This is a genomic window from Vibrio splendidus, from assembly GCF_024347615.1.
GTDB classification, from domain to species: Bacteria; Pseudomonadota; Gammaproteobacteria; order Enterobacterales; family Vibrionaceae; genus Vibrio; species Vibrio splendidus.
This window is the reverse complement of the sequence record NZ_AP025508.1, coordinates 406,918-431,396: the sequence shown is the minus strand read 5'-3', so window position 1 is coordinate 431,396 and position 24,479 is coordinate 406,918. Positions and strand designations below refer to the sequence as shown.

The window sequence follows — 24,479 nt, the reverse complement described above, 5'->3', positions numbered from 1 at the left end:
TAAATAAATTTCAAATTGTAACAATACTTACCGGAGAGTACCTTCCATGAAAAAGACCAAAATCGTATGTACGATTGGCCCTAAAACTGAATCTGTAGAGAAGCTAACTGAACTAGTAGATGCTGGCATGAACGTTATGCGTCTTAACTTCTCTCACGGTGACTTCGCAGAACACGGCACTCGTATCGCGAACTTCCGTACAGTAATGGAAAACAAAGGTGAGCAACTTGCTATCCTTCTAGATACTAAAGGTCCAGAAATCCGTACTATCAAACTTGAAGATGGTAACGACGTAGATCTAGTAGCTGGTCAAGAGTTCACTTTCACAACTGACGCAACAGTTGTTGGTAACAAAGACGTAGTAGCAGTAACTTACCTAGGTTTCGCTAAAGACCTAACAGCTGGTAACACTATCCTTGTTGATGACGGCCTAATCGAAATGGAAGTTATCGCAACAACAGAAACTGAAGTTAAGTGTAAAGTTCTTAACAACGGTGCTCTAGGCGAAAACAAAGGTGTTAACCTTCCTGGCGTTTCTGTTCAACTTCCAGCTCTTTCTGAGAAAGACAAAGCTGACCTTAAGTTTGGTTGTGAGCAAGGCGTTGATTTCGTAGCTGCTTCTTTCATCCGTAAAGAAGACGACGTTAAAGAAATCCGTGAGCTTCTAAACGCTAACGGCGGCGAGAACATCCACATCATTTCTAAGATTGAAAACCAAGAAGGTGTAGATAACTTCGATTCAATCCTTGAAGCTTCTGACGGCATCATGGTTGCTCGTGGTGACCTAGGTGTTGAAATCCCAGCTGAAGAAGTAATCTTCGCTCAGAAGATGATGATCGAGAAGTGTAACCGCGCACGTAAGATGGTTATCACTGCAACTCAAATGCTTGACTCTATGATCAGCAACCCACGTCCAACTCGTGCTGAAGCGGGTGACGTTGCGAACGCAATCATGGATGGTACTGATGCAGTAATGCTTTCTGGTGAAACTGCTAAAGGTAAGTACCCAGTTGAAGCTGTAACTATCATGGCTCAAATCGCGAACCGTACTGATTCAGCTCTTAAAGCTGAGCTAGGTTCTCGTCTAGACAGCCCACGTCTACGCATCACTGAAGCAGTATGTAAAGGCGCTGTAGACACAGCAGAGAAGCTAGCTGCTCCTCTAATCGTTGTTGCAACTGAAGGCGGTAAGTCTGCACGTTCAGTACGTAAGTACTTCCCAACTGCAAACATCCTTGCTCTAACAACTAACGAAAAGACAGCTGCACAGCTAGTTCTAACTAAAGGTGTTAAGCCAGTTCTTGTTGACTCTATCGAGAACACAGACGCGTTTTACATCAACGGTAAAGAAATCGCTCTACAATCTGGCCTAGGTAACAAAGGCGACATCGTAGTTATGGTTTCTGGTGCTCTAGTCGCTTCTGGTACTACAAACACGGCATCTGTTCACGTTCTATAAGAATGAACCGATACGCATAAAATATAAAAGAGGGCTTCGGCCCTCTTTTTTTATGAAACAAATCTTGCCTAACTTTTCAGTACGCTGTATTATCAATCACAGTAGAATTACGTACTGTTAACTTCCATGGGCTCTTTCGAAGAGACGGATTAGCAGACTAGAATCAAATATACATGAGGTTTGTAATGTCTAGTCCTACGCTCACAGACAAAGTATCAAAGATGATTCGCCAAGATATTCTTAATGGTGAGTTAACCCCTGGCCAAAAACTCGTTGTTGCTGATCTAAAAGCACGCTACAACGTAGGCGCATCTCCAATTCGTGAAGCCTTAGTGCAGTTATCTTGGAGTAAATACGTAAAGCTAGAGCCACAGAAAGGCTGCTGGGTATCTCCGGTATCAAAGAAAGAACTCAATGACCTATACGAAAGCCTTCGACTGGTCTCTTCCGTTCTGCTTAAAAAAGCGATCTCAGCTGGCGATGAAAGCTGGGAATTAGAAGTGTTGACCTCTTACCACAAGCTATCACGCCTTCAGAACGTAGAAGAAGAATTTGATTCTGTTGAATGGGAAGAACGCCACCAACAGTTCCATGTCGCGTTGCTTGAAGGTGCTGATTCAGAGAACATGTTTAAGTTCTTTGATGAACTTATTAACCAAGTTAAACGTTACCGCTTCTTAGCAATGTCAGCTGAAACAGCATCTGATGATCTGTTCAATATTGATGAGCACGAAATGATCATGAAGCTAGTACTCTCTAAGAATGCAGAACAAGCAACAGAGTTACTTGATCAACATTTACTAGGTTCAATGAAACGAATTGAAGAAGTTATCGAAGCGGCATAACGCCAAGATAGATTCTAACCAAATAAAAACGGAGCCCAACGGCTCCGTTTTTTGTTTCCAGTATCACGACTGAACTACCACCCAAAAAACTCTTTGTGATGAGTATTGAGCAGTACAACCATAGGTAAAAAATACAGTGCACTCAGTTGAAAGCCAAGAATGACTAATGTGCCTATGGTTAACCTCACTAAAAAATCGACAAACATACCAGGCCTCTTTTAACCAGACAGTATGATCCCCAAACTCTTGCTACAGCTAACCTAATTCTACTATTATCTCTCAAGCCATTGATAAGGCGAGCTAACCAGCTGAATTAAGTTAACGGTGTCATCCCTTTTATATCGGGTAAACACTCTGTTTATTGGTTCGCTTAACACGACGCAACCTGAAGCAAGATAGTTTACTTATTGTTTATTTTAGCTCAAATTTTCATCAGCATTAGACTTTAGTCTAACTACATAAGACTTGTGACATAGGTCGCCTCAAAAGTGAGATTCCTAGTATAGATGTTGAAAGGAACGGCTGAAGACTAGCTTTAAAAGATACGAAGCGAGGAAGATGGCTTGATAGGAAAGTGGTTAGTGACTTAAAACGTAAATCTTTTAAAGGCTAAGTCTGTTGAAAGCCAAGTGAAAGATTAAGCTACATCAGCATGACTAGGGCACATAGAGACGGTATTGCGCCCAGACGATTTAGATTCGTAGAGCCCAACATCGGCACATTTGTATGAGCGAGTGCTGTTGCTTGTCAAATCAGTGAAACCGACACTCACCGTCACTTTAGTCCCTGAGGATAGCTCTATTTCTATTCGTAATCGATCCAACACACGTTTCGCTTCCGGCAGTGAGGTGTGTGGCATCAGTAATGCAAACTCCTCCCCCCCAACGCGAGCAACAAAATCAGTATTGCGTAGGCTGTCTTGTAGAAGCCTTGCAACACTTGCAATCACTCGGTCGCCTTCATCGTGGCCAAGTTCGTCATTGATTCGTTTGAAGTTATCAATATCGACTAAAGCTAAGCAAGTGGTCGCTTCATTAGGGTAACGCTCGACCAAGCGAGAATAATACGCGAGCTGCTCTTCGAACTTTCGGCGGTTCCAAAGGTTACTCAAAGAATCTCGTTCACTTAAGATCCTCAAACGCACCTCAAGCTCCTTCCTTACAGAAATATCAACCAAAGACGTAATATAGTAACTGATCTTTCCAGAGCGATTCTTAACAGCTTGTACTCGCATGATGACGGTGAAAGGGATACGTAACTTGTTCTTACACAGAACTTCCCCCTCCCATACTTCTTCTTGCTCTAAGTGTTGCCAGATTGAATCACTCGAGAGTGCCTGCTCGGTATTTTCAAGCAACAGCTGTAATGCATTTTGACCGATAACTTGAGTTTTGCAGTACCCCGTCATGTTCTCAAACTCGTTGTTGATCATCATAGTACGATGCTGCTTATCAGAGATCATGACGGCCGACATGCCGCTCAATGCGGCGCGTGCCAACTTACTTTCTAGACTTCGACGTCGGTAATGAGTCACTAAATAAGCAAACGGAAACGCAAAAACCAGTACCGTTAGCAACACAAACACTTCTTCTTGAGAGAGGTCACTTAAGCTCGGTTCAGCTCGATCCATCAGTTGTTTCTGATTAAGTTGAATCAGTAAATGGACCTTTTGATTATTCGCGAGCATCACCGTGTTAAACGCAAACAAATTGCCATCTTCAAAAACGTGCCCCACCTGATCATTAGAGATCGCTTCCCATGCCTTTGGTGCGATGTTTTTCAGGTTGTAGCCTTTTCTTTCTGGAATAGAATCGCCAAACAGCTTACCGCTATGGTTACTCGCTATGTAATAACCCGCTTCATTAAGAACTTCTGCTCTAAGATCATTATCAGGTGAAAAACTAAGACGCGACGATAAACCCCATACGTCGAGATTAATAACAAGGTAGCCCACTCTTTTCTCAGGTGTTTCTACGGGGGTAAAGACACGAATAACCGGCATATAAGGGAAGGTGATCTCACCATGTTCCATTTCAAGCTCAATACCCCAGCCGCCAATTTGTTCAGCTTCTAGTTTTTGAGCGTATTGAAAGTAGCTCGAGTCAGATTTATCTTGAAGTTGTTGCGGTACCGTTATGTGGCCTGAATCAGCGGAGTAGTTGACACGAACCAGCTCTTTACCCGAGATATCTAGCAGGTGGATCTGTGTATACCATTTTTGGTTCACGAGGACAGACTGCCAAACCTCTTCAAGTAGATCTTTGGTTTGGTCAGAGGGAGAAGAGGCAAAGTTAACCAAGCTTTGGCTGTGGCTTAAGAGGCCCATTACGGAAACTAATTGAGTCTTAAGAAGATCGTAGTCTCGCTTCGCGTACACCAATTGATGGACAGCTTGCTTAGCCGAGTAGTCAAAACTCTGCTGCTTCACTTCTTTATATCGCTGCAAGTAATATAGAGCGACAGCTGAACAGAGTGTGATTGAGATGATTAGTAATGTAATTATTGATTTTTTATTTCGCATTACTAGCTCAGGAAGAAAAAGAGAGCGCAAGATTATAGCACTCTAGGAAATTAACAAAATAAAAGCCGCTTAAAAAAGCGGCTTTAAAACTATTTTTTAAATACTTCTTGTTTAGGCTTTCAACGCTCGTTCACCACGTGCGATGCCAACAACCCCACTTCGAGCCACTTCAAGTACTTCCGTTACTTCAGACAATGCCTGAATGAAAGCATCCAGCTTCTCGCTAGTGCCGGCCATTTGCACCGTATATTGCGAAGCCGTTACATCAACGATTTGGCCACGGAAGATATCCGCGGTGCGCTTCACTTCGGCGCGAGCAAAGCCGCTAGCGCGTACTTTTACCATCAATAGTTCACGCTCGATATGCTCAAGCTCAGACACTTCTTGTACCTTAAGTACGTCGATTAACTTGTGTAGCTGTTTTTGGATCTGCTCAAGCTGCATTTCGCTCGAGTTAGTGGTGACATTCAGACGAGAAAGCGTTGGATCATCCGTAGGAGATACATTCAAAGACTCGATGTTGTAGCCACGCTGAGAAAACAAGCCAACCACTCGAGAAAGTGCACCTGGTTGGTTTTCCATTAATAGTGAAAGGATGTGTCTCATATTATGTTCTCTCCGTTTTGCTTAGCCACATGTTATCCATACCCTCGCCTTTGATCTGCATTGGGTATACGTGCTCGGTGTCATCCACACTGATATCGACAAATACCAAACGGTCTTTCATCGCCAGTGCTTTTTCCAAACCTGATTCCAGTTCATCCGGAGATGAAATACGCATGCCAACGTGGCCATAAGCCTCAGCAATCGCAGCAAAATCAGGAACAGAGTCCATATATGAATTAGAGTAACGACCTTGATAAACAATGTCTTGCCACTGTTTTACCATGCCTAAGAAACGGTTGTTAAGGTTAATAATCTTAACGGGAATATTGTATTGCAGCGCAGTCGACAGCTCTTGGATATTCATTTGAATACTGCCGTCACCAGTAACAATCACAACTTCTTCATCAGGTTTCGCAAACTTAACGCCCATACCAGCAGGTAGGCCAAAGCCCATCGTGCCTAGACCACCAGAGTTAATCCAACGGCGTGGCTTGTCAAACGGGTAGTACAAAGCAGCAAACATTTGGTGTTGACCTACATCAGAAGCAACATAGGCATCGCCATTGGTTACTTTATGAAGTGTTTCAATAACTTGTTGTGGCTTAATACGACCAGACGTTTTGTCATATGCCAAGCAGTCACGCTCTTGCCACTGTTTAATTTCACTCCACCAGCTTTCCATCGCGTCTGCATCGTTAGTTCCACCTTGCTCAATAAGCAGGTTAACCATGCTCTCTAGTACTTTTTCCGCTGAACCTACAATCGGTAGATCCACTTTAACGTTCTTAGAGATAGAAGATGGGTCGATATCAATGTGCATGATCTTCGCATCAGGGCAGTACTTATCTAGGTTATTGGTGGTTCGATCATCGAAACGTACGCCAATACCAAAGATCAAGTCCGCATTGTGCATCGCCATATTGGCTTCATACAAACCATGCATGCCCAACATACCCAAAGAGTTCTTATGGGTACCAGGGAAAGCGCCAAGCCCCATTAGGGTGCTTACCACGGGTAAATTCAGTGCCTCTGCTAATTTTAACAGCGGCTTATCTGCCTCAGAAATAACTGCACCACCACCGACATAAAGTACCGGCTTCTTCGCTTCAAGAAGGGCTTTTAGCGCCTTTTTGATCTGACCTTTATGACCCGTAACCGTTGGGTTATACGAACGCATTTTGATCGTTTCTGGGTATTCATAAGGAAGCTTGATTTGTGGGTTTAAGATGTCTTTTGGCAGATCAATAACCACAGGACCAGGACGTCCTGTCGTTGAAATATAGAATGCTTTTTTAACGACTTCAGGGATATCTTCCGCTTTCTTAACGAGGAAGCTGTGTTTAACGATCGGACGGGATACACCCACGATGTCACACTCTTGGAAGGCGTCATTACCAATTAAGCTATTTGGTACGTTACCAGAAATAACTATCATTGGAATTGAGTCCATGTAGGCGGTGGCAATACCAGTAACGGTATTGGTCGCACCCGGACCAGAACACACAAGTACTACGCCCGGCTTACCGGTAGAACGAGTATAGCCATCTGCCATGTGGGTAGCGGCTTGTTCGTGTCGTACTAATACGTGTTTAATTTCAGCAGTTTTAGCATGCAGCGCATCATAGATATCAAGTACAGAACCACCTGGGTAACCAAAGATTTGTTCTACACCCTCTTCAATTAGAGACTGCACCACCATCTCAGCGCCGGATAACATTTCAGCGCCGGATGACATGGCTGTTTCAGGTTTTGTTGTCATATTGCTCTCCTCACCAGTTTCCAACCATATTTGGTGAACATGTTGGGCTGGTTTTTCATAGTCTAGGGCTTATTCGTAGCCTAATTCGAAATACTTCCACTTTTTCGGCTATGGCTGTCTGTCGTGATAACAACAAACAGTAATACGAAACAACTTTAACGCTTTATTATCATCTGGTCTAACACCTGTTATCCGATAATTACGTCAAAAAACCAACTATTAGCTGAAAGCATCAAATAAAACCCAAACCAAACCCAATAGTTAGATTTAAAAACCAATTAACACCTAAAAAAAAGAGCTTAATATTCAAATGAATCACGATTTATCGATTAATTACGCCCTTATTGGTGTGCGCTTTCGCACATTGTGCTGTGTCAGCAGGCATAAAAAATCCCCCTAAAAATGCAATCACATTCGTAGGGGGATTTTTAAACAACTGAAAATTTATCTAAGCAGAAAACTACTTATCTTTAGGCTTTTCATTGTACATTTCTTCGATTTCGTCTTGATACTTATCGTTGATAACTTTACGACGCAATTTTTGAGTAGGTGTCAGTTCGCCATCATCCATAGAGAATGCTTTTGGCAGCAACTTGAATTTCTTCACTTGCTCAAACTTAGCCAACTCTTGCTGCAAGTCATTCACGCGCTTCTCTAGCATCTCGACAATCTGGTGGTGCTTAACAAGCTCAACACGGTCGTGATACTTGATATTCAGCTCTTTGGCATACTCTTCTAGCGAGTCATAACAAGGAACGATCAGCGCAGAAACGAATTTACGTGTATCAGCGATAACGGCAATCTGTTCGATAAAGTGATCTTTACCAATCGCGCCTTCAACCACTTGCGGTGCAATGTACTTACCGCCAGAGGTCTTCATCAATTCTTTAATACGATCAGTAATGAACAGGTTACCATTTTCATCAAAATGTCCCGCATCACCAGTCTTTAGGAAACCGTGCTCGTCAAACGTCTTAGCTGTCTCTTCTGGCATCTTGTAGTAGCCACGCATCACCATTGGACCACGAACAAGAATCTCGTCCTTAGCACCAATTTTTACTTCAGCGCCCGGCATCGACATACCAATCGAATCAGGGTTAAAACAACGGTCATCCCAGCACGATACTGTTGCCGTGGTTTCTGTCATGCCGTAGCCAAGTTTTACGTTGATACCAATCGCGTGGAAGAAGCGACCAATGGTTTCATCAAGCTTCGCGCCACCACATGGCATGAAGTTGATATTACCGCCTAACAGAGCTCGCAGTTTAGATAACACAAGCTTATCGGCAAGCGCATGGCTCTTCTTCAGCATGAATGATGGTGTGCGACCTTCTTGGTGACAAACAGAAAGCTTCGCTCCCATGTTCACCGCCCAAGTAAAGAGGACTTTACGGATAAACGGTGCTTTAGATACTTTCTCGTGAATCGCTGAGAATATCTTCTCGTAGAAACGAGGAACTGCAGACATAACCGTTGGCTTAACATCACTCAGCGCATCACGCACTTGCATTGTGTCTTGCAGGTAACAGTTGGTTGCGCCTTTATAAAGGACATAGAAAGTCCAAGCACGCTCAAATACATGTGATAAAGGTAAGAAACACAATGAGACGTCGTCTTTGCTTAAGCTAAGGCGCTCATCATGGCCTTTTAGTTGATAGCCAACGTTCGTGTAATCAAGCATTACGCCTTTTGGCTGGCCTGTTGTACCAGAGGTATAGATAAGCGTCAGTAAGTCATCCATACAGGCATCCGCAAGACGAACATCAAGTTCAGCTTGCTGATCTTCAACACCACGAGCCATGAATTCTTTCCAAGAGACGGCAAAGCGATGTCCTTGCAGATCGATATCATCAGACATCGCCACAACAACTTCTAGCTGTTCACACTCTTCAAAAAGGCTAACCGCCGCATCAAATTGAGCTTGCTCGCCAACGAATAAGATCTTCACATCTGCATTTTGGATAATGTAAGAAGACTGCGCCGCTGTGTTGGTTGGGTAGATTGGTACCGTTACAAGACGCGCTTGTAAAGATGCAAAATCTGCCACAGTCCACTGAGGCATATTGTTCGAAAAGATACCGATCTTATCCTGAACTCTCAGTCCGTTAGCCAACAGTGCTAATGAAAGCGTATCGATTTGTTGTCCAAACTGTTCCCAGCTAATACCTTGCCATACATTGTCGACTTTATGCTTCAAAGCTGTACGGTTGCCGCCTTGGGCAATTTGGTCACGAAGTCTTTTTACGATATGAAAATCTAAATTGGCCATCTCTTTACCTTTGGCTTACACCTGTAAGCTTTTTTGAGCGCACAAGTGTACCTCTGATCATGGAAAAGGCAACTGATGAAGCTCAAAGTTATAAGTAATAGTACGTCTCACGCTAAGTTTTCTATCAACAAAAATAGCAGGTACAAAAAAGCCCCAAGCCAGACTCCCAGCTTAGGGCTTACAAATCATAGGGATTAGTGCTTAGTTAAGCGCCACGACTTCGCCACAGATCATCATTAACTGATCTCGTAACCAAATGTGTCCTTTATCCTTTTCACTTGATTCGTGCCAGCTTAGGAAGCCAGAAATTGCCGCATTATCGAATGGGAAATCTAAAATCTGAAGCTGATCTTTGTTCGCTGCATGCTCAACCATCCAACGAGGTGCAATCGTCACAAGCTCAGATTGACCAACAACGTAAAGTACGTTGCTTAAGCTCGTACCTTCGTAGAAAGGCGTGCAATCTAGATCACGGTAAGCTTGCTCCGAGAAGCTGCGTTGACCATGGATGCGAGACAGTTTTGCGTGCTTTTCGTTAAGCAGCTCTGCCGCTGAAACTTCACCGTTGATACGTGGGTGAGAAGCAGAAGCAACAACAACTAATTCGTCTTGGAAGATCTCAGTGCTTGAAAAGCCCTGCTCATCAAAACGAGCGTAATCAATAACGAAGTCGATTTCTTGGTAGCGCATACGCTCAGAAAGTTGACGATCGAATTCTGCATCCATGTGCAGTTTAACGCTCGGTGCTTGGTCGTTGATTGTCGACATGATCTTAGGTGCAAAACGCATGTCACAAGGGCTACAAATCGCAAGTTTGAACAGACGAGAAGACGACTCTGGAGAGAACACAGAACTTGGCAGTTCATTGCGTACTAACTGTAGTGCTTGGCGGATTGGACCAAACAACTGACGAGCACGTTGAGTCGGCTGAATACCACGACCTTGACGCATGAATAGTTCGTCGTTAAACATCACTTTTAGACGAGCAACAGCGTTACTTACAGCAGGCTGAGACATACCCAGATTATGAGCTGCACGTGTAATGTTTTGCTCTTGCATAACTGCATCAAATACAGTCAAAAGATTTAAGTCGACTCCACGAAGTGTGCTTTCCATTCTGTAGCTTGCAATAGCACTCATTGCGTCTTTTTTCTCTAACATTCAAGTTGCCTCTTGTCGGTTCGACAGCGTTAAATTGGTAATGGTATAGGAATAGATAACCACTAATTCTTATATTTATCAGACCGATGTTTTTCGGATTACCATTACTATTAACCAATAAATCTCGAGCTACCAACAAGATTGATAAAGAATAATTTTATTTTACCTTAATGATTAAATAACATCTAAAAATCAGTTATTTATAGAGTTATAAAAAAACATAAAATGCATCACTTATGAGTTTCATTTCGACTTATTTAGCTGTTCTATCGTTTGGTTACATTTGTTACAATTTATTGAACCCATGAATTGTTTGGCTAGTTGATTCAGAAATAACACTTATGAGTTAAGTGAGCGATGCATAACTAGGAAAATCTACCTTGTCCCAAAGTTGCTTTCTCAAGTCATCTTGGTTGGACCAATTGCCCGCTAACACCCACTCAACAAGTGCACTTGCCACGTCGGGATAAGTGACCACTTCTGCCTGTTTTTCACCGAGCCAACCACGCAAGGTAGCCGCGTCTAAAAAGCTCATAGTTTGAGCTAACCCAAGAGCCTCTAGCGTCGCCACATTACTCTGTTGTTCGAACTGCCCTTCGAGTGGCTTAAGAAGCAATTTCTTCCCCAAAGTTAAGGCTTCAGATGGCAATTCAAAGCCGCCATTGGCCACTACACCAGAGCATTGATTGAGGTCGAATTGGAAACCGGCATGACTCAGTGGTTTGAACTCAATATTTTCGACTCGGCTATGCTCAATAACATCTGGGTGGTAACAGACAAAGTTGTGCGAAATGAACTTCATCAGCAGCTCGGAGATCGACTCAAGATCCTCAAACGGCAAATAGACCAACGTAAAGTTTTGTGCTGCTTTTGTTTGTTGATCACCAGCCAGCGTGTGAACGATAGGCGGCAGTATCGGTTGTTCAAAGTGATACCAATGCAAACCAATCGAGTGCTCAGTTGGGGCGAAATGTTGAATCACCGAATGTTCAATCCAGTTGCCCCCTTCTTTAGGTACATCGTAGCGGAACGCATTCTGGTGGCTTATGCCAATGCATGGCACACCTTGCCTCTTAGCTGCCCATGCAGTCACAGGCTCAAAGTCATTCAACACTAAGTCATAAGGCGTCAAATCGATCTGATTAATCTCACTGAGAAATCGCCAGATGTTGTTCTTGATGAATGTCTTGCCGTATTTAACCTGCCCCTGCTCGCTGTAAAAAGTTAAGCCGCTGCGGGTCTGATAATTACCAAACGCTTCCATCGAGAAGTACTTGCTCTCGTCTCGCCCAGAGAACAGAAAGTCGACATCGATATTTTGCTGACGAAAAGCCACAGCCATTGCCCTCGCTCGAGCGATGTGCCCATTCCCTGTGCCTTGTACGCCATATAAAATTTTCATGCATGTTCCTTTATGTTTGCCACTTAAGCTCGGCTGTGGTTGTTGCCAACAAAATGATTACAGGATGAAGCTGATAGCAAGGCTAGTACAAGCTATGCCCAAGGCTGCGCCAATCAGTACGTCCGTTAAAAAGTGCACACCAAGTAGGATTCGAGAGCCAGCAATCGCTGCCGCCCAAATCAGGCTAAAGAGATATAAGCTCGGATAGAAATGTCCGATTAGAGTCGCCATAACAAAAGCCGCAGCGGAATGCCCAGAAGGCAGGCTGTATTTATCAGATGGCACAATATGGGAGTAAAGCAATGAAGAGAATTCAGCGGGTCTGCGACGCTTGAGGGTATTTTTGGCAAACCAGTAAATAGGTAACTCGATTGCAAAGGCAGTTAAGCCCACCAATAGAAAATCTCGACCGGTGTAACTGTCAGCCAGTAGTGCAACCAAAGCAATCAAAACGTAAAGGTGTCCATCTCCAGTATGAGACACCGCCTTACTGAGTGTCGCCTGTTGTCCGCTATAACGGCTCTTTAAACAGAAAACAGAAAATGCCACATCCCAGCGGACAATAGGTTCGATAGTACGCATACAATCTCCTTAACAATCCTTATTCAGTTAAGGCTCAAGTTATGCTCCTGAAATGACAGTTAAGTGACGTTTTGAATGAACTAAAATGAATTTTGAGGCGAATTGACCGCTTTCGCTAGCAAGCTGATGGGGGGGGGGCTAGAAACTGCAGATAAAAATAAAGCGACCCAAGGCCGCTTTATTCTTCTACGTTTTTACTTCTTTATATAAGCAAGCAAACGCTACTTCTATCGTGTTAATGGTTATAGCGTTCGCTAATGATAATAGTGCTCACTAATGATAATAGCGCTAAAGGTTATAGCACTAAAAATTATAGCGCTAATGGCTCATGCTTTTTCACTAAACCAAAGTCCGCCAGTATCGCGTAGGCCGCAGGGATCATAAACAGCACCAGTAAGGTCGAGGCAAATATGCCAAACACAATCGAAATAACCAATGGCTGGATAACCTGAGCCTGCAAGCTGGTTTCCGTCAACAGCGGGAGCAAACCAGCTGCAGTCGTCATTGAGGTCAAAAATACCGCTCGGAAACGCTCGCGACTGGCTTTCACCACCGAGTCATGCACGCTATCTCCCTCATCGACATGGTGACGAATGTACTGCACCAACAAAATGGAATCATTGACCACAATCCCGGCAAGCGATACAAAGCCCATCATGCTTGGCATACTCAAAGCGTGTCCAAGTATCCAGTGCCCAACGACCACTCCAATAAAGGCGAGTGGAATCGCTAACATCACGACCACAGGCTCTAAATAGCTTCTGAACTGATAACTAAGAATCGCAAACACGCCGAATAGGCCGAGCAAGAAGCCTTTGCCCATCGAGGCTCCAGTCTTAGCTGCATCTTTGGCTTCCCCTTCGAAATCAAAGCGTAAGCCCGGGTACTTCTGAATAAGTTTGGCGGCTTCATCTTTTTGGAACTGAGCCAAAATCGCGGATGAACTCGCTTTCTTATTATCAATATCACCAAAGATACTGATGGTTCTCAGCCCATCAATACGTTGAATTCGCACGTAGTTACGTTGGAAATCTAGTGTAGCCAAGGTTGCTAGCGGGATCTGACTGCCATCTGCGGTAATGATAGGGAAGTTAGCCAGCTGCTGTATGTCGCCCGCTTGCTCCTTATTAAGACGCACCTCAATCGAGATGTTCTCAACACCGATTTGAATCTCGTCTGCTGTTTGTCCAAAAAAGGCTGCACGTAACTGAGACGCAATCATCTGCCCATTCACATTGTAGGTTTCGGCTCCAGGGCGCAGCTTGACTAAGATCTCTTCTTTACCCATGCGCATGTCATCAAGTACACCATGCACCCCGTCAAACTGATTGAGGTATTCCTGAATCTCCAGAGAAGCAGACTTCAATTCAGCCAGATCATCATGCTTGGCACGGATCTCGATAGCACGGCCACCCGGCCCCATCGTCGGTTGTTTAAAAACCAGCGAGATAGGATCAGCCAAATCGCCGATATCTTCACGCCATGCATTGATGAAATCATCGATAACCGTGTTACGGCTCTCTGCACCGCGTAAGTCTAGGCGCACAGTGGCTAAGTGTGGGCCTGATTCATTGGCGTCTGCGTTGGCATTGAATTGGCTGGTGATATGCTCAACCAATTTATTACCATCCTCAACCTCTTCGCTCCATTGCTTGTTCAAACGCTCAGCCGACGCGACAATTTTGTCTACGACTCTCTCGGTTTGAGACAATGATGCGCCCGGCGGAAGAATGATACGCGCCTCGGCAATATCACCATCAAGCTCAGGGAAAGGTTGGAACTTAACAACGCCACCAGCAATCAAGGCTACCGAAAGCAACAGCAGGGTCAGCACTCCCCCCATAAAGGCGTAGCGGAATGTCACCACTTTCTCAACCATGTTCATCAAGGTGGTATTACGAAAGTTCTCAAACTTCTCTAACAACACAACTTTGAAGCGCAGCGCTGGCTTGTCATTCTTTTCTTTGTGTAATGAATGAGACAAATGATTAGGCAGAATCAGGAAGGCTTCAATCAAGCTCAACGAGAGCACTAATATCAATACTTGAGGAACAGCCTTAAGCACCGCGCCCATTTCCCCATCAAGAAACAGCAAGCTACCGAAAATACACACTGTAGTTAAGAAAGAAGATAAGACTCCGGGAAGCACTTTCTTAACGCCATTGTACACCGCATCATCAACGTTTTGCCCCCGATCTAAATGGGACGCTATCGATTCAGCAATCACGATGGCGTCATCCATCATGATACCAATCGCCATTAGCAAGCCAACCAATGACATGATGTTAATCGATAAACCAAGGTTAACCATCAAGAACAAACCACCAAGGAAGGCTACCGGCAGGCCAGCAGCTACCCAGAATGAATAACGCAAACTGAAGAACAACCACATGGTGGCAAATACCAGCACAATACCTTGCCAGCCATTGCGAACCATCATGGTAAGGCGATCCCAAAGTACCGACGAGAGATCGTTGGTCATTTGTAGTGTCACGCCATCAGGAGCAATCGCGCTTTGATCTTCAACGAATCGTGTTACGTTCTCTTTGATTCGTAACGCATCATCTTCTTTATTCTTACTGATTTTCAACAGAGCCGATGGCTTGCCATCAAACAACACCTTCTGTTCATCAAGCTCAAAGCGGTCGGTTATTTTTGCAATGTCCCTCAAACGGATCACAGAGCCATTGGGCGCAGATCCAACCACGATACTTTCAAGCTCAACCGGTGTAATTCGTCTTTCATCAAAACGAATCAAAAAATTCTTGTCTGGTGTTTCAACGTTACCGCTTGGCAGTTTTACATTCTGACGGCCAATCTGGTCTGCGATATCACCGACACTCAAACCCAGCTGGCGAATCGCTTGAGTATCCAGTTCAACGCGGTATTGATGATCAGAGAAGCCGCTAACATCGACCAGTGAAACATCATAATCAAGCTTCATGATACGCTTGAGGTCTTCAGCGTAGGCCTTAAGCTCCGGCCACGATGTTTCTGCTGTGATGGCGATATCAACAACCGGTTCATTCCAATCCAGTTCTTGAACAACAGGCGATTCAATCTCAGTTGGGAAATCATTGATCGAGTTGATTTGAGTTTGCACATCCACCAGCATTCGACCGATATCCGCTTTCTCATTCAACTTCAGGATTAGACGTGCGCTACCTTCGATGGCTTCACACTGAGTCTCTTCAATGTTAGCTAGGCCATCGACGGCATCTTCCATTCGTACACACAAGCTTTCTTCCACTTCTTGTGGTGATGCACCGGGATAAACGATGGCAGCCATAATGTAAGGCGGATCATAAGCGGGGAAGGTTTCACGCTTGATGGTTGATAATGAGCTTATACCCATGATCAATAACCCAAGCATCAACAAGTTTGCCGCTGTTGGGTGCCTAGAAAAGAACTTGATCATGACGCACTCTCCTGAGTATCCGATTCAAGCTTGGCCTCTTCAGAGTTCGACTCTTTCAGTAACATGCCTTCAATTGCTGGCAGAACATCATTGAGAACCAGTTTATCTCCAGTTTGTAGCTCGCCACTCACAACCACTTGATTGTCTCTGCGATAAAGCACTTCAACATTCACCACTTGCAAGCGCTGATTGTCATCCATCAGGTAAACCTTATCACCGTGCAGTGCTCGCTCAGGAACCACCCAACTCAGATTGGCTACACCTTCAATCTCAGCTTTTACAAACATGCCGTTGACCAAAGGGGTCGCATTGCTTGGCTGCAGTTGTGAATAGTCTTGAGCGATCTCGAGAATAATTCCTGCTGTCGCTTGGTTTTCATCAACCGTCTCACTGATTCTTGCCACCTTCGCAGGCCAACTCAGTTTCAGGTTGCCGCTGTTAAGTTGAATCGTCGCTTTGATTGGCGCTTCATAAGGATTAGGGATACCTGCAGCATCGCGAGGGAATTGATTAAAGCTCGAGGCTAAAGTTTGCATATCGTGAATAGAAAGTTGCGCCTCCACTTCCATGACATCAATTCCGTGAGCAACAAACATCTCTTGCTGAAGGTTAACCACTTGGTTTTGTTCGATATCAACCTGGGCAATTCGCATCGCTCTTGGCAAAATGATGGTGGTCTTATCGAGAGAGCGCTGCGCCTCTTTCACTTTAGATACATTGACCTTAATCACCGCTTCCGCAACACGTTTTTCATCTGGCATTAAAGCGATTTGGTTCGCGATATCCAACACTAGCTTCTGTTGAGACAGTGCACTTTGTTGTTGCAGGTCGACATCCGATTGAGAAGTCAGCCCTTTCTTACGCAGATCTTGTTTACGTTGTAGCTCTTTGTTGCTGATCACTAAGCGATTCTTTTCGATCTTAAGAGTCTGATTCAGGTTGTCTTCTTCTTGATTCAATTTTGCTAATGAGGTTTGGCTTGATTTTAGATCCGCCTCTGCTTGTATCAGTTTCAATTCGTAATCCAATGGATCAACCTTGAGCACAACCGTTCCCGCAGGGATCACCTGACCTTTCTCAAGATCCGGATGACGATAAACGATCTGTCCAGTCACCTCGGCAATCGCTTTCCATTCGACTTTCGGCACCACTTTGCCAAAGCCAACCGCTAACGGTGCTATCAGCTGTTGCTTTAGGCTTACTGTGTCAACTAAGCGAGCTCTATCACCCGCGGGCTTGGTTGGAAGATCCGGCTTCAAGTTAATCGCAACCACAAGGCCAATGACACCAACCGCAAGTGCCGGAAAGAAGAGTAGTTTTTTATTTATTTTCATTATCTTTGGTCCTGCACGGAAGAAGGGCTAGGCGTGTTTATAAAGCCTTCTGTCATCAATTGAATGTTGTGTTCGATTAAACGGTTAAGAAATTCTTCATTAATCTCAATACCATGGATTGCTAATAGAGGGGGCGGCGCAATAAATGGAAATACCATCAAACTTATATACGACACGCGACAGAGCTTGGGATCCATCTCTTTTCTTAAGACACCTTGTGCCACCAACTTTTCAAAAATGACATCTTGGGCTGGCTTGGCCACATCGAGGAAAACCTTTTCGAGCAACTCTCTTTGCACTTCAGAGGGAGGCATATTCATTACTTGGGCAATCAAGCGTGGAAACTTGGGGACCTTGACCATCTCTTTGTAGTAAGTCCGCATTAGATCAAGAAAGTTCTCATGACTGCTTTCTTCAACCAACCTTTGCATCTGCAATTGCATCGGTCGTAGGGTTTCACGTAGCATCGCCTCAAATAACCCAGCCTTACTGCCAAAGTAATAACGGATCATCGCAATGTTCACACCCGCACGATCAGCAATCAGACGTGTCGAGACCTTGTCGTATGGCTGAACAACAAACAGATCGCGAGCATGCTCAATCAATAACTGTCGAACATCTAAGTTCTGTTGAGGTCGCCCCGCTTTTCGTGCCGTCATGGCCAAAATCCATCTCTATAATTAATCATCCGATTAATTATAGAGATAAACAGGCGTAACAGTAGAAGATTAATTACTCACTATTTAATCAAGTGATTAATTAACTGGGTCACGCTTGTAATTTTTTTGGTGAATCGTTCCATCAAAAAGATTTACTACAAAGTTTTAACCTACACATCGACCAAACGATAAACTAACCCGCCAATACAAAACCACCAATCAGTCGATTTAGCCAATTAAAGAACAAAAAACAGCACTAACGAAACCAAAACACTGCTAATGTACGCTGATATTGGATTTTCTTGTTTGACGCTCAGAATAAATTGCGGTAAATATGGTGTTAACAGTTTATTTACGGATATTTGTGTAATGATTTTTTCTTCTTCTCTACTGCTGAAACTTCTCCTTATCGTGAACCAATCGCGCGGGTAAGTTGTGGGTCAAGAACTACACAAATATTAAAACCCGCACTGAGCGGGTTTTTTTGTAACTGGCACTTTTAAAAGAACATCATTCTTAATAATAATTTGGATAGCAATCGATTCATTATCGATATAAGGAAGCACCCATGAACGATCAAGTAATAATTTTTGATACTACCTTACGTGACGGCGAGCAAGCATTGGCTGCAAGCCTTACGGTAAAAGAGAAGTTACAGATCGCTTATGCTCTTGAGAGACTGGGTGTCGATGTTATCGAAGCTGGCTTCCCTATCTCTTCGCCAGGTGATTTTGAGTCTGTACAAACCATCGCTAAACACATCAAAGACAGCCGTATTTGTGCACTTTCTCGTGCCGTAGCGAAAGATATCGACGCCGCTGCAGAAGCGCTTAAAGTTGCTGACCAGTTCCGTATTCATACCTTCATCTCTACATCGACGGTTCACGTACAAGACAAATTACGCCGCAGCTACGACGATGTTGTCGAGATGGCAGTGAAAGCCGTCAAACACGCGCGTAACTACACTGACGATGTTGAGTTCTCATGTGAAGATGCCGGTCGTACCCCTATCGACAACCTATGTCGTATGGTTGAAGCCGCGATTAACGCTGGCGCAAAAACCATCAATATTCCAGACACCGTTGGCTATACAGTACCGAATGAGTTTGGTGGCATTATCAAAACGCTATTCGATCGCGTACCCAACATCGACCAAGCGATCATCTCTGTTCACTGTCACGATGACTTAGGTATGTCGGTTGCAAACTCAATTGCTGCTGTGCAAGCGGGCGCTCGTCAAATTGAAGGCACAATCAATGGTATTGGCGAACGTGCAGGTAACTGTTCTTTAGAAGAAATCGCAATGATCATCAAAACTCGTCAAGAGCTTTTGGGTGTTCACACCGGCTTGGATCATAAAGAGATTCACCGCACCAGTAAGTTGGTTAGCCAGCTTTGCCACATGCCAATTCAAGACAACAAGGCAATCGTCGGTGCTAACGCATTCAGCCACTCTTCAGGTATTCACCAAGATGGCATGCTTAAGAACAAGAACACTTACGAGATCATGACGCCTGAGTCTATCGGCTTGAAGAACAAGGCATTGAACCTAACAAGCCGTAGTGGCCGAGCGGCAGTTAAGAGCCACATGGACGCGATGGGCTACAAAGACAACGAATACAACCTAGATTCATTGTACGAAGACTTCTTGAAGCTGGCTGACCGTAAAGGCCAAGTATTCGATTACGACTTAGAAGCATTAATGCATTTCGCGAACCTACGCGACGAAGATGACTTCTATAAACTTAACTACCTGAGCGTACAATCTGGTAGTGTTATGTCTACCACCAGCATCAAACTGCAATGTGGTGATGAAGAGAAATGCGAAGCGGCTGTCGGTAACGGCCCTGTAGATGCTTTATACCAATGTATCTACCGCTTAACTGGTTACGAAATTGCATTGGATAAATTCGACCTGACCGCGAAAGGCGAAGGCGAAGATGGCTTAGGTCAAGCCGATATTATTGCGAACTATAAAGGCCGTAAGTACCACGGTACGGGCGTTTCAACGGATATCGTTGAAGCTTCTGGTCAAGCGCTATTGCACGTTATCAATAGCATTCAACGTGCAGACACCATCGCTGAAATGAAGCAGCAAAGAATCGCGACAGTTTAAGCACCCAATAACAGAGCCCTAGAGCCGCTGTTGTTGGCTTTAGGGACAAAATTTAAAACGAGCCAACTAGCTCAGTAACAAGAATTAAAGGATTAACATGACTGATAAATCATACAAGATTGCCGTACTACCTGGTGATGGCATTGGCCCAGAAGTAATGCAGCAAGCACACAAAGTGCTAGACGCAATCGAAAAGAAGCACGCGATTAGCTTTTCTCGTGAAGAGTATGATGTTGGTGGTATCGCAATTGATAACCACGGCTGTCCACTTCCAGAAGCGACAGTAACAGGTTGTGAAGAATCTGACGCGGTACTTTTCGGCTCGGTTGGCGGTCCTAAGTGGGAACACCTTCCACCAAACGATCAACCAGAACGTGGTGCCCTACTTCCTCTGCGTAAGCACTTCCAACTGTTCTGTAACCTACGTCCTGCACAAATCCACAAAGGTTTAGAGTCTTTCTCTCCTTTGCGTGCTGACATTTCAGGTAATGGTTTCGACATCGTTGTTGTTCGTGAATTAACTGGCGGCATCTACTTCGGCCAACCTAAAGGCCGTGAAGGCGAAGGCGCAACTGAAAAAGCGTTTGATACTGAGGTTTACCACCGTTACGAAATCGAACGTATTGCGAAGATTGCTTTTGAATCTGCTCGTCTACGTAACAAAAACGTGTACTCAATAGATAAAGCGAACGTTCTTCAGAGCTCTATCTTATGGCGTGAAGTGGTTGAAGAAATCTCGAAAGACTACCCAGATGTCACGCTAAACCACATGTACATCGACAACGCGACCATGCAGTTAATCAAAGATCCATCTCAGTTTGACGTAATGCTATGTTCAAACATCTTCGGTGACATCATCTCTGATGAGTGCGCAATGATCACGGGTTCTATGGGTATGCTTCCTTCTGCAAGCTTGAACGAAAGTAACTTCGGCCTATACGAACCTGCAGGTGGCAGCGCTCCAGATATTGCAGGCAAGAACATCGCGAACCCAGTCGCGCAAATTCTTTCTGCAGCGCTAATGCTTCGTTACAGCCTAGGCGAAGAAGCCGCAGCTCAAGATATCGAAACAGCGGTATCTAAAGCACTTTCTGCAGGCGAGCTAACCGCTGACCTTGCAGGCAAAAATCAAGCGCTGACTACCTCTGAAATGGGTGACAAGATCGCTGAGTACATCTTAGCTTCATAAGCTAGATGCTTAGATTAGAAGCAAGTACATAAGAATAATATCAAGCCAAGTCAGCTTAAATAGCATGACTTGGCTAGAAACAAACACTGGGACTGATGCTCCCAAGGAAGAAAAGCTATGTCGACAAACCAGCAAGCAAAAACCTTATACGAAAAAGTTTATGACGCTCACGTTGCGGTTGCAGCGAAGGGCGAAACGCCTATTCTTTATATCGATCGCCACTTAGTCCACGAAGTAACGTCGCCACAAGCCTTTGATGGCCTGCGTGAAAAAGGCCGTAAAGTTCGCCAAGTAGGTAAAACTTTTGCGACCATGGACCACAACGTATCGACACAAACTAAAGACATCAACGCTTCTGGCGAGATGGCTCGTATCCAAATGGAAACGCTATCGAAGAACTGTGAAGAGTTTGGTGTCACGCTTTACGACTTAAACCACAAATACCAAGGTATTGTGCACGTAATGGGCCCTGAGCTAGGTATTACGCTACCGGGCATGACCATCGTATGTGGTGACTCACACACGGCTACACACGGTGCATTTGGTTCATTGGCATTCGGTATCGGTACTTCAGAAGTTGAGCACGTTCTAGCAACGCAAACACTAAAACAAGCTCGCGCTAAAACCATGAAGATTGAAGTCAAAGGTCAAGTAGCGGAAGGTATTACAGCAAAAGATATCGTACTGGCGATCATCGGCAAGACAACGGCGGCTGGCGGTACAGGCTACGTGGTTGAATTCTGTGGTGAGGCGATTACCGACCTTACAATGGAAGGTCGTATGACGGTATGTAACATGGCGATCGAGCTTGGTGCTAAAGCGGGTCTAATTGCTCCAGATGCAACAACATACGAATACATCAAAGGTCGTAAGTTCTCTCCACAAGGCGAAGACTTAGAAGCGGCAATTGAATACTGGAACACATTGAAAACCGATGCTGATGCAGAGTTCGATGCTGTTGTAACGCTAGAAGCGGCTGACATCAAACCACAAGTCACTTGGGGTACTAACCCAGGTCAGGTGATCTCAGTAGACACACCAATCCCTGCGCCAGAAAGCTTCGCAGACCCTGTTGAAAAAGCATCGGCTGAAAAAGCGCTAGCTTACATGGGACTTGAAGCGGGTAAATCTTTATCTGATTACAACGTCGATAAAGTGTTTGTTGGTTCTTGTACTAACTCTCGTATCGAAGACATGCGCGCAGCAGCAGCAGTAGCGAAAGGCCGCCAAGTAGCGGAACATGTTCAAGCATTGATCGTTCCAGGCTCTGAGCAAGTAAAAGCGCAAGCTGAAGCTGAAGGCCTAGATAAGATCTTTATCGAAGCAGGTTTTGAATGGCGCCTACCGGGTTGCTCTATGTGTCTTGCTATGAACAATGACCGTTTAGGTCCACAAGAGCGCTGTGCTTCTACATCAAACCGTAACTTTGAAGGTCGCCAAGGCCGTGATGGTCGTACGCACCTAGTTAGCCCAGCAATGGCAGCCGCAGCGGCAATCGCTGGTCACTTTGTCGATATTCGTGAACTTTAATTAGAGGATTTAACATGTCAGGTTTTCAACAACACACCGGATTAGTCGTTCCTCTAGATACGGCCAACATCGATACTGATGCGATCATTCCAAAGCAGTTTCTACAGAAAGTGAACCGTATTGGATTTGGTAAGCACTTGTTCCACGATTGGCGCTTCCTTGATGACGCAGGCCAACAGCCAAACCCTGAGTTTGTAATGAACGCCCCACGTTATAAAGGCGCTTCAATTCTCCTAGCTCGTGAAAACTTTGGTTGTGGTTCATCTCGTGAACATGCACCTTGGGCGCTTGCCGATTACGGTATTCAAGTGATGATCGCGCCAAGCTTTGCAGACATTTTTTACGGTAACTCGATCAATAACCAGATGGTTCCTGTTCGTCTTACAGAGCAGGAAGTTGATGAAATCTTCCAGTTCGTTGAAGCAAACGAAGGCGCAGAAATTACAGTTGATCTTGAAGCACTAAAAGTCGCTGCCAATGGAAAAGAATACTCGTTTGAAATTGATGAGTTCCGTCGTCACTGCTTGCTGAATGGCCTAGATAACATCGGCCTAACGCTTCAACACGCAGATAAAATTTCAGAGTTTGAAGCTAAGATTCCTAGCTTCCTGAAATAGCATCACACAGTTTTGTGTACATATAAAAGGTTGGCCTAGTGCCAACCTTTTTTATTTGGCTGAGCTTTTAGCTTAACTTAATGTGCTTATTAAGCTCAGCCCTTTATTTAGAGCAGTTCCGCTATTTAACTGAAGAGCTATGAAAGAAAATCGTAAAGCATAAGGTCTTAGTAGTCAGTCATCAGGAGAATGCCATGAAACAACTACTTTTTATTGTCAGCCTACTTTTCTCAACCTTAGCTTGGTCTGCGCCTAAATCTGATCTTTGGCCATACTGGAACCAAAGTAATGAAACCAATCAAGAACAGGTATCTCATCAAGACTGGCAGCAATTTATCGATAGCTACTTAATTAAACAAGGGCAAAACACCCTAGTTCGCTATCAAGCGGTTAGCGCTGCAGATAAGGCAAAGCTCAAGCAGTACATCAAGAGACTAGAACAGTTGAATCCACTCGACTATTCAAAAGCGGAACAGTATGCCTACTGGGTTAATTTATATAACGCCGTGACTGTCGATCTAATTCTCGATGCTTACCCAATAAAATCCATCACCAAGCTCGGCGGACTGTTTAGTTTTGGACCGTGGGGAGATGATGTAGTGAAGGTAAATGGGAAGTCGCTAACACTCAATGATATTGAACATCGAATCTTAAGACCGATTTGGCAAGATCCACGTACGCATTATGCAGTGAATTGTGCGAGTTTGGGATGCCCTAACTTGCAGCCTGAAGCTTTTACCTCTGACAACACTGCAGCCTTGTTGGAACAAGCTGCTAGTGATTTTGTAAATAGCGATAAGGGCGTGTTGATTGGAAACAACAAACTCCAACTATCATCGATTTACGAATGGTTTGCTGTGGATTTTGGTACAGAGAAACAACTCATTCAACACTTAGACCAGTATCGAACAAAGCCGGTGACGAACACTGAAAAAACCAGTTATGACTATGATTGGTCGCTTAACCAAGCAAACTAGTTTTAACGTTAAAGCTCATGAATTAAGCTAAACAA

17 protein-coding genes are annotated in these 24,479 nt (G+C 44.4%); 7 read left to right on the top strand and 10 right to left on the bottom strand.

The window, feature by feature from the left end:
* Positions 1 to 46 precede the first annotated feature (46 nt).
* Positions 47 to 1,459, top strand: coding sequence for a pyruvate kinase PykF (gene pykF / locus OCU90_RS01985; protein ID WP_017077653.1), 1,413 nt, complete (start codon positions 47 to 49; stop codon positions 1,457 to 1,459).
* 221 nt (positions 1,460 to 1,680) lie between these two features.
* Positions 1,681 to 2,304: a GntR family transcriptional regulator gene (locus OCU90_RS01980; protein WP_004735872.1), complete on the top strand. Its 624-nt coding sequence runs from the start codon at positions 1,681 to 1,683 to the stop codon at positions 2,302 to 2,304.
* Between the two features lie 637 nt (positions 2,305 to 2,941).
* On the opposite strand, the gene OCU90_RS01975 is transcribed toward OCU90_RS01980, so the two are convergent.
* The 10 genes from OCU90_RS01975 to OCU90_RS01930 form a co-directional block, all read right to left on the bottom strand.
* Positions 2,942 to 4,825 (bottom strand): sensor domain-containing diguanylate cyclase, encoded by a 1,884-nt coding sequence (locus OCU90_RS01975; protein WP_019350505.1) that lies wholly within the window; start codon positions 4,823 to 4,825, stop codon positions 2,942 to 2,944.
* Between the two features lie 111 nt (positions 4,826 to 4,936).
* Positions 4,937 to 5,431, bottom strand: coding sequence for an acetolactate synthase small subunit (ilvN, locus tag OCU90_RS01970; RefSeq protein WP_004735875.1), 495 nt, complete (start codon positions 5,429 to 5,431; stop codon positions 4,937 to 4,939).
* Position 5,432: 1 nt separating this feature from the next.
* On the bottom strand, positions 5,433 to 7,190 hold the full coding sequence (locus OCU90_RS01965; RefSeq protein WP_004735876.1) for an acetolactate synthase 3 large subunit: 1,758 nt from the start codon (positions 7,188 to 7,190) through the stop codon (positions 5,433 to 5,435).
* A gap of 460 nt (positions 7,191 to 7,650) precedes the next feature.
* A complete protein-coding gene (locus OCU90_RS01960; RefSeq protein ID WP_017087010.1) occupies positions 7,651 to 9,459 on the bottom strand; it encodes an AMP-dependent synthetase/ligase in 1,809 nt (602 codons plus the stop codon).
* Between the two features lie 201 nt (positions 9,460 to 9,660).
* Positions 9,661 to 10,620, bottom strand: coding sequence for a transcriptional regulator LeuO (gene leuO / locus OCU90_RS01955; protein ID WP_004735878.1), 960 nt, complete (start codon positions 10,618 to 10,620; stop codon positions 9,661 to 9,663).
* A gap of 346 nt (positions 10,621 to 10,966) precedes the next feature.
* Positions 10,967 to 12,022, bottom strand: a complete 1,056-nt coding sequence (locus tag OCU90_RS01950; protein ID WP_061025015.1) for an MJ1255/VC2487 family glycosyltransferase — start codon at positions 12,020 to 12,022, stop codon at positions 10,967 to 10,969.
* Between the two features lie 57 nt (positions 12,023 to 12,079).
* Positions 12,080 to 12,604, bottom strand: a complete 525-nt coding sequence (locus OCU90_RS01945; protein ID WP_004735880.1) for a phosphatase PAP2 family protein — start codon at positions 12,602 to 12,604, stop codon at positions 12,080 to 12,082.
* A gap of 310 nt (positions 12,605 to 12,914) precedes the next feature.
* Positions 12,915 to 16,022, bottom strand: coding sequence for an efflux RND transporter permease subunit (locus tag OCU90_RS01940; protein ID WP_061025018.1), 3,108 nt, complete (start codon positions 16,020 to 16,022; stop codon positions 12,915 to 12,917).
* Complete coding sequence (locus tag OCU90_RS01935) at positions 16,019 to 17,356, bottom strand: efflux RND transporter periplasmic adaptor subunit (RefSeq protein WP_061025021.1); 1,338 nt, start codon at positions 17,354 to 17,356, stop codon at positions 16,019 to 16,021. The genes OCU90_RS01940 and OCU90_RS01935 overlap by 4 nt, the downstream gene beginning before the upstream one ends.
* Positions 17,356 to 18,015: a TetR/AcrR family transcriptional regulator gene (locus tag OCU90_RS01930; protein WP_017077646.1), complete on the bottom strand. Its 660-nt coding sequence runs from the start codon at positions 18,013 to 18,015 to the stop codon at positions 17,356 to 17,358. The genes OCU90_RS01935 and OCU90_RS01930 overlap by 1 nt, the downstream gene beginning before the upstream one ends.
* A gap of 568 nt (positions 18,016 to 18,583) precedes the next feature.
* On the opposite strand from OCU90_RS01930, the gene leuA reads away from it, so the two are divergent.
* The 5 genes from leuA to OCU90_RS01905 all read left to right on the top strand — a co-directional run bounded on the left by leuA (position 18,584) and on the right by OCU90_RS01905 (position 24,444).
* Positions 18,584 to 20,131 (top strand): 2-isopropylmalate synthase, encoded by a 1,548-nt coding sequence (gene leuA, locus OCU90_RS01925; RefSeq protein WP_004735885.1) that lies wholly within the window; start codon positions 18,584 to 18,586, stop codon positions 20,129 to 20,131.
* Positions 20,132 to 20,228: 97 nt separating this feature from the next.
* Entirely contained in the window at positions 20,229 to 21,320 is a 1,092-nt protein-coding gene (gene leuB, locus OCU90_RS01920; protein ID WP_004735886.1) for a 3-isopropylmalate dehydrogenase, read from the top strand.
* A gap of 117 nt (positions 21,321 to 21,437) precedes the next feature.
* Complete coding sequence (leuC, locus tag OCU90_RS01915) at positions 21,438 to 22,850, top strand: 3-isopropylmalate dehydratase large subunit (protein WP_017088769.1); 1,413 nt, start codon at positions 21,438 to 21,440, stop codon at positions 22,848 to 22,850.
* A 14-nt stretch (positions 22,851 to 22,864) separates the two neighbouring features.
* Positions 22,865 to 23,467, top strand: coding sequence for a 3-isopropylmalate dehydratase small subunit (gene leuD / locus OCU90_RS01910; protein ID WP_061025022.1), 603 nt, complete (start codon positions 22,865 to 22,867; stop codon positions 23,465 to 23,467).
* Positions 23,468 to 23,661: 194 nt separating this feature from the next.
* Positions 23,662 to 24,444: a DUF547 domain-containing protein gene (locus OCU90_RS01905; protein ID WP_061025023.1), complete on the top strand. Its 783-nt coding sequence runs from the start codon at positions 23,662 to 23,664 to the stop codon at positions 24,442 to 24,444.
* Positions 24,445 to 24,479: the final 35 nt, after the last annotated feature.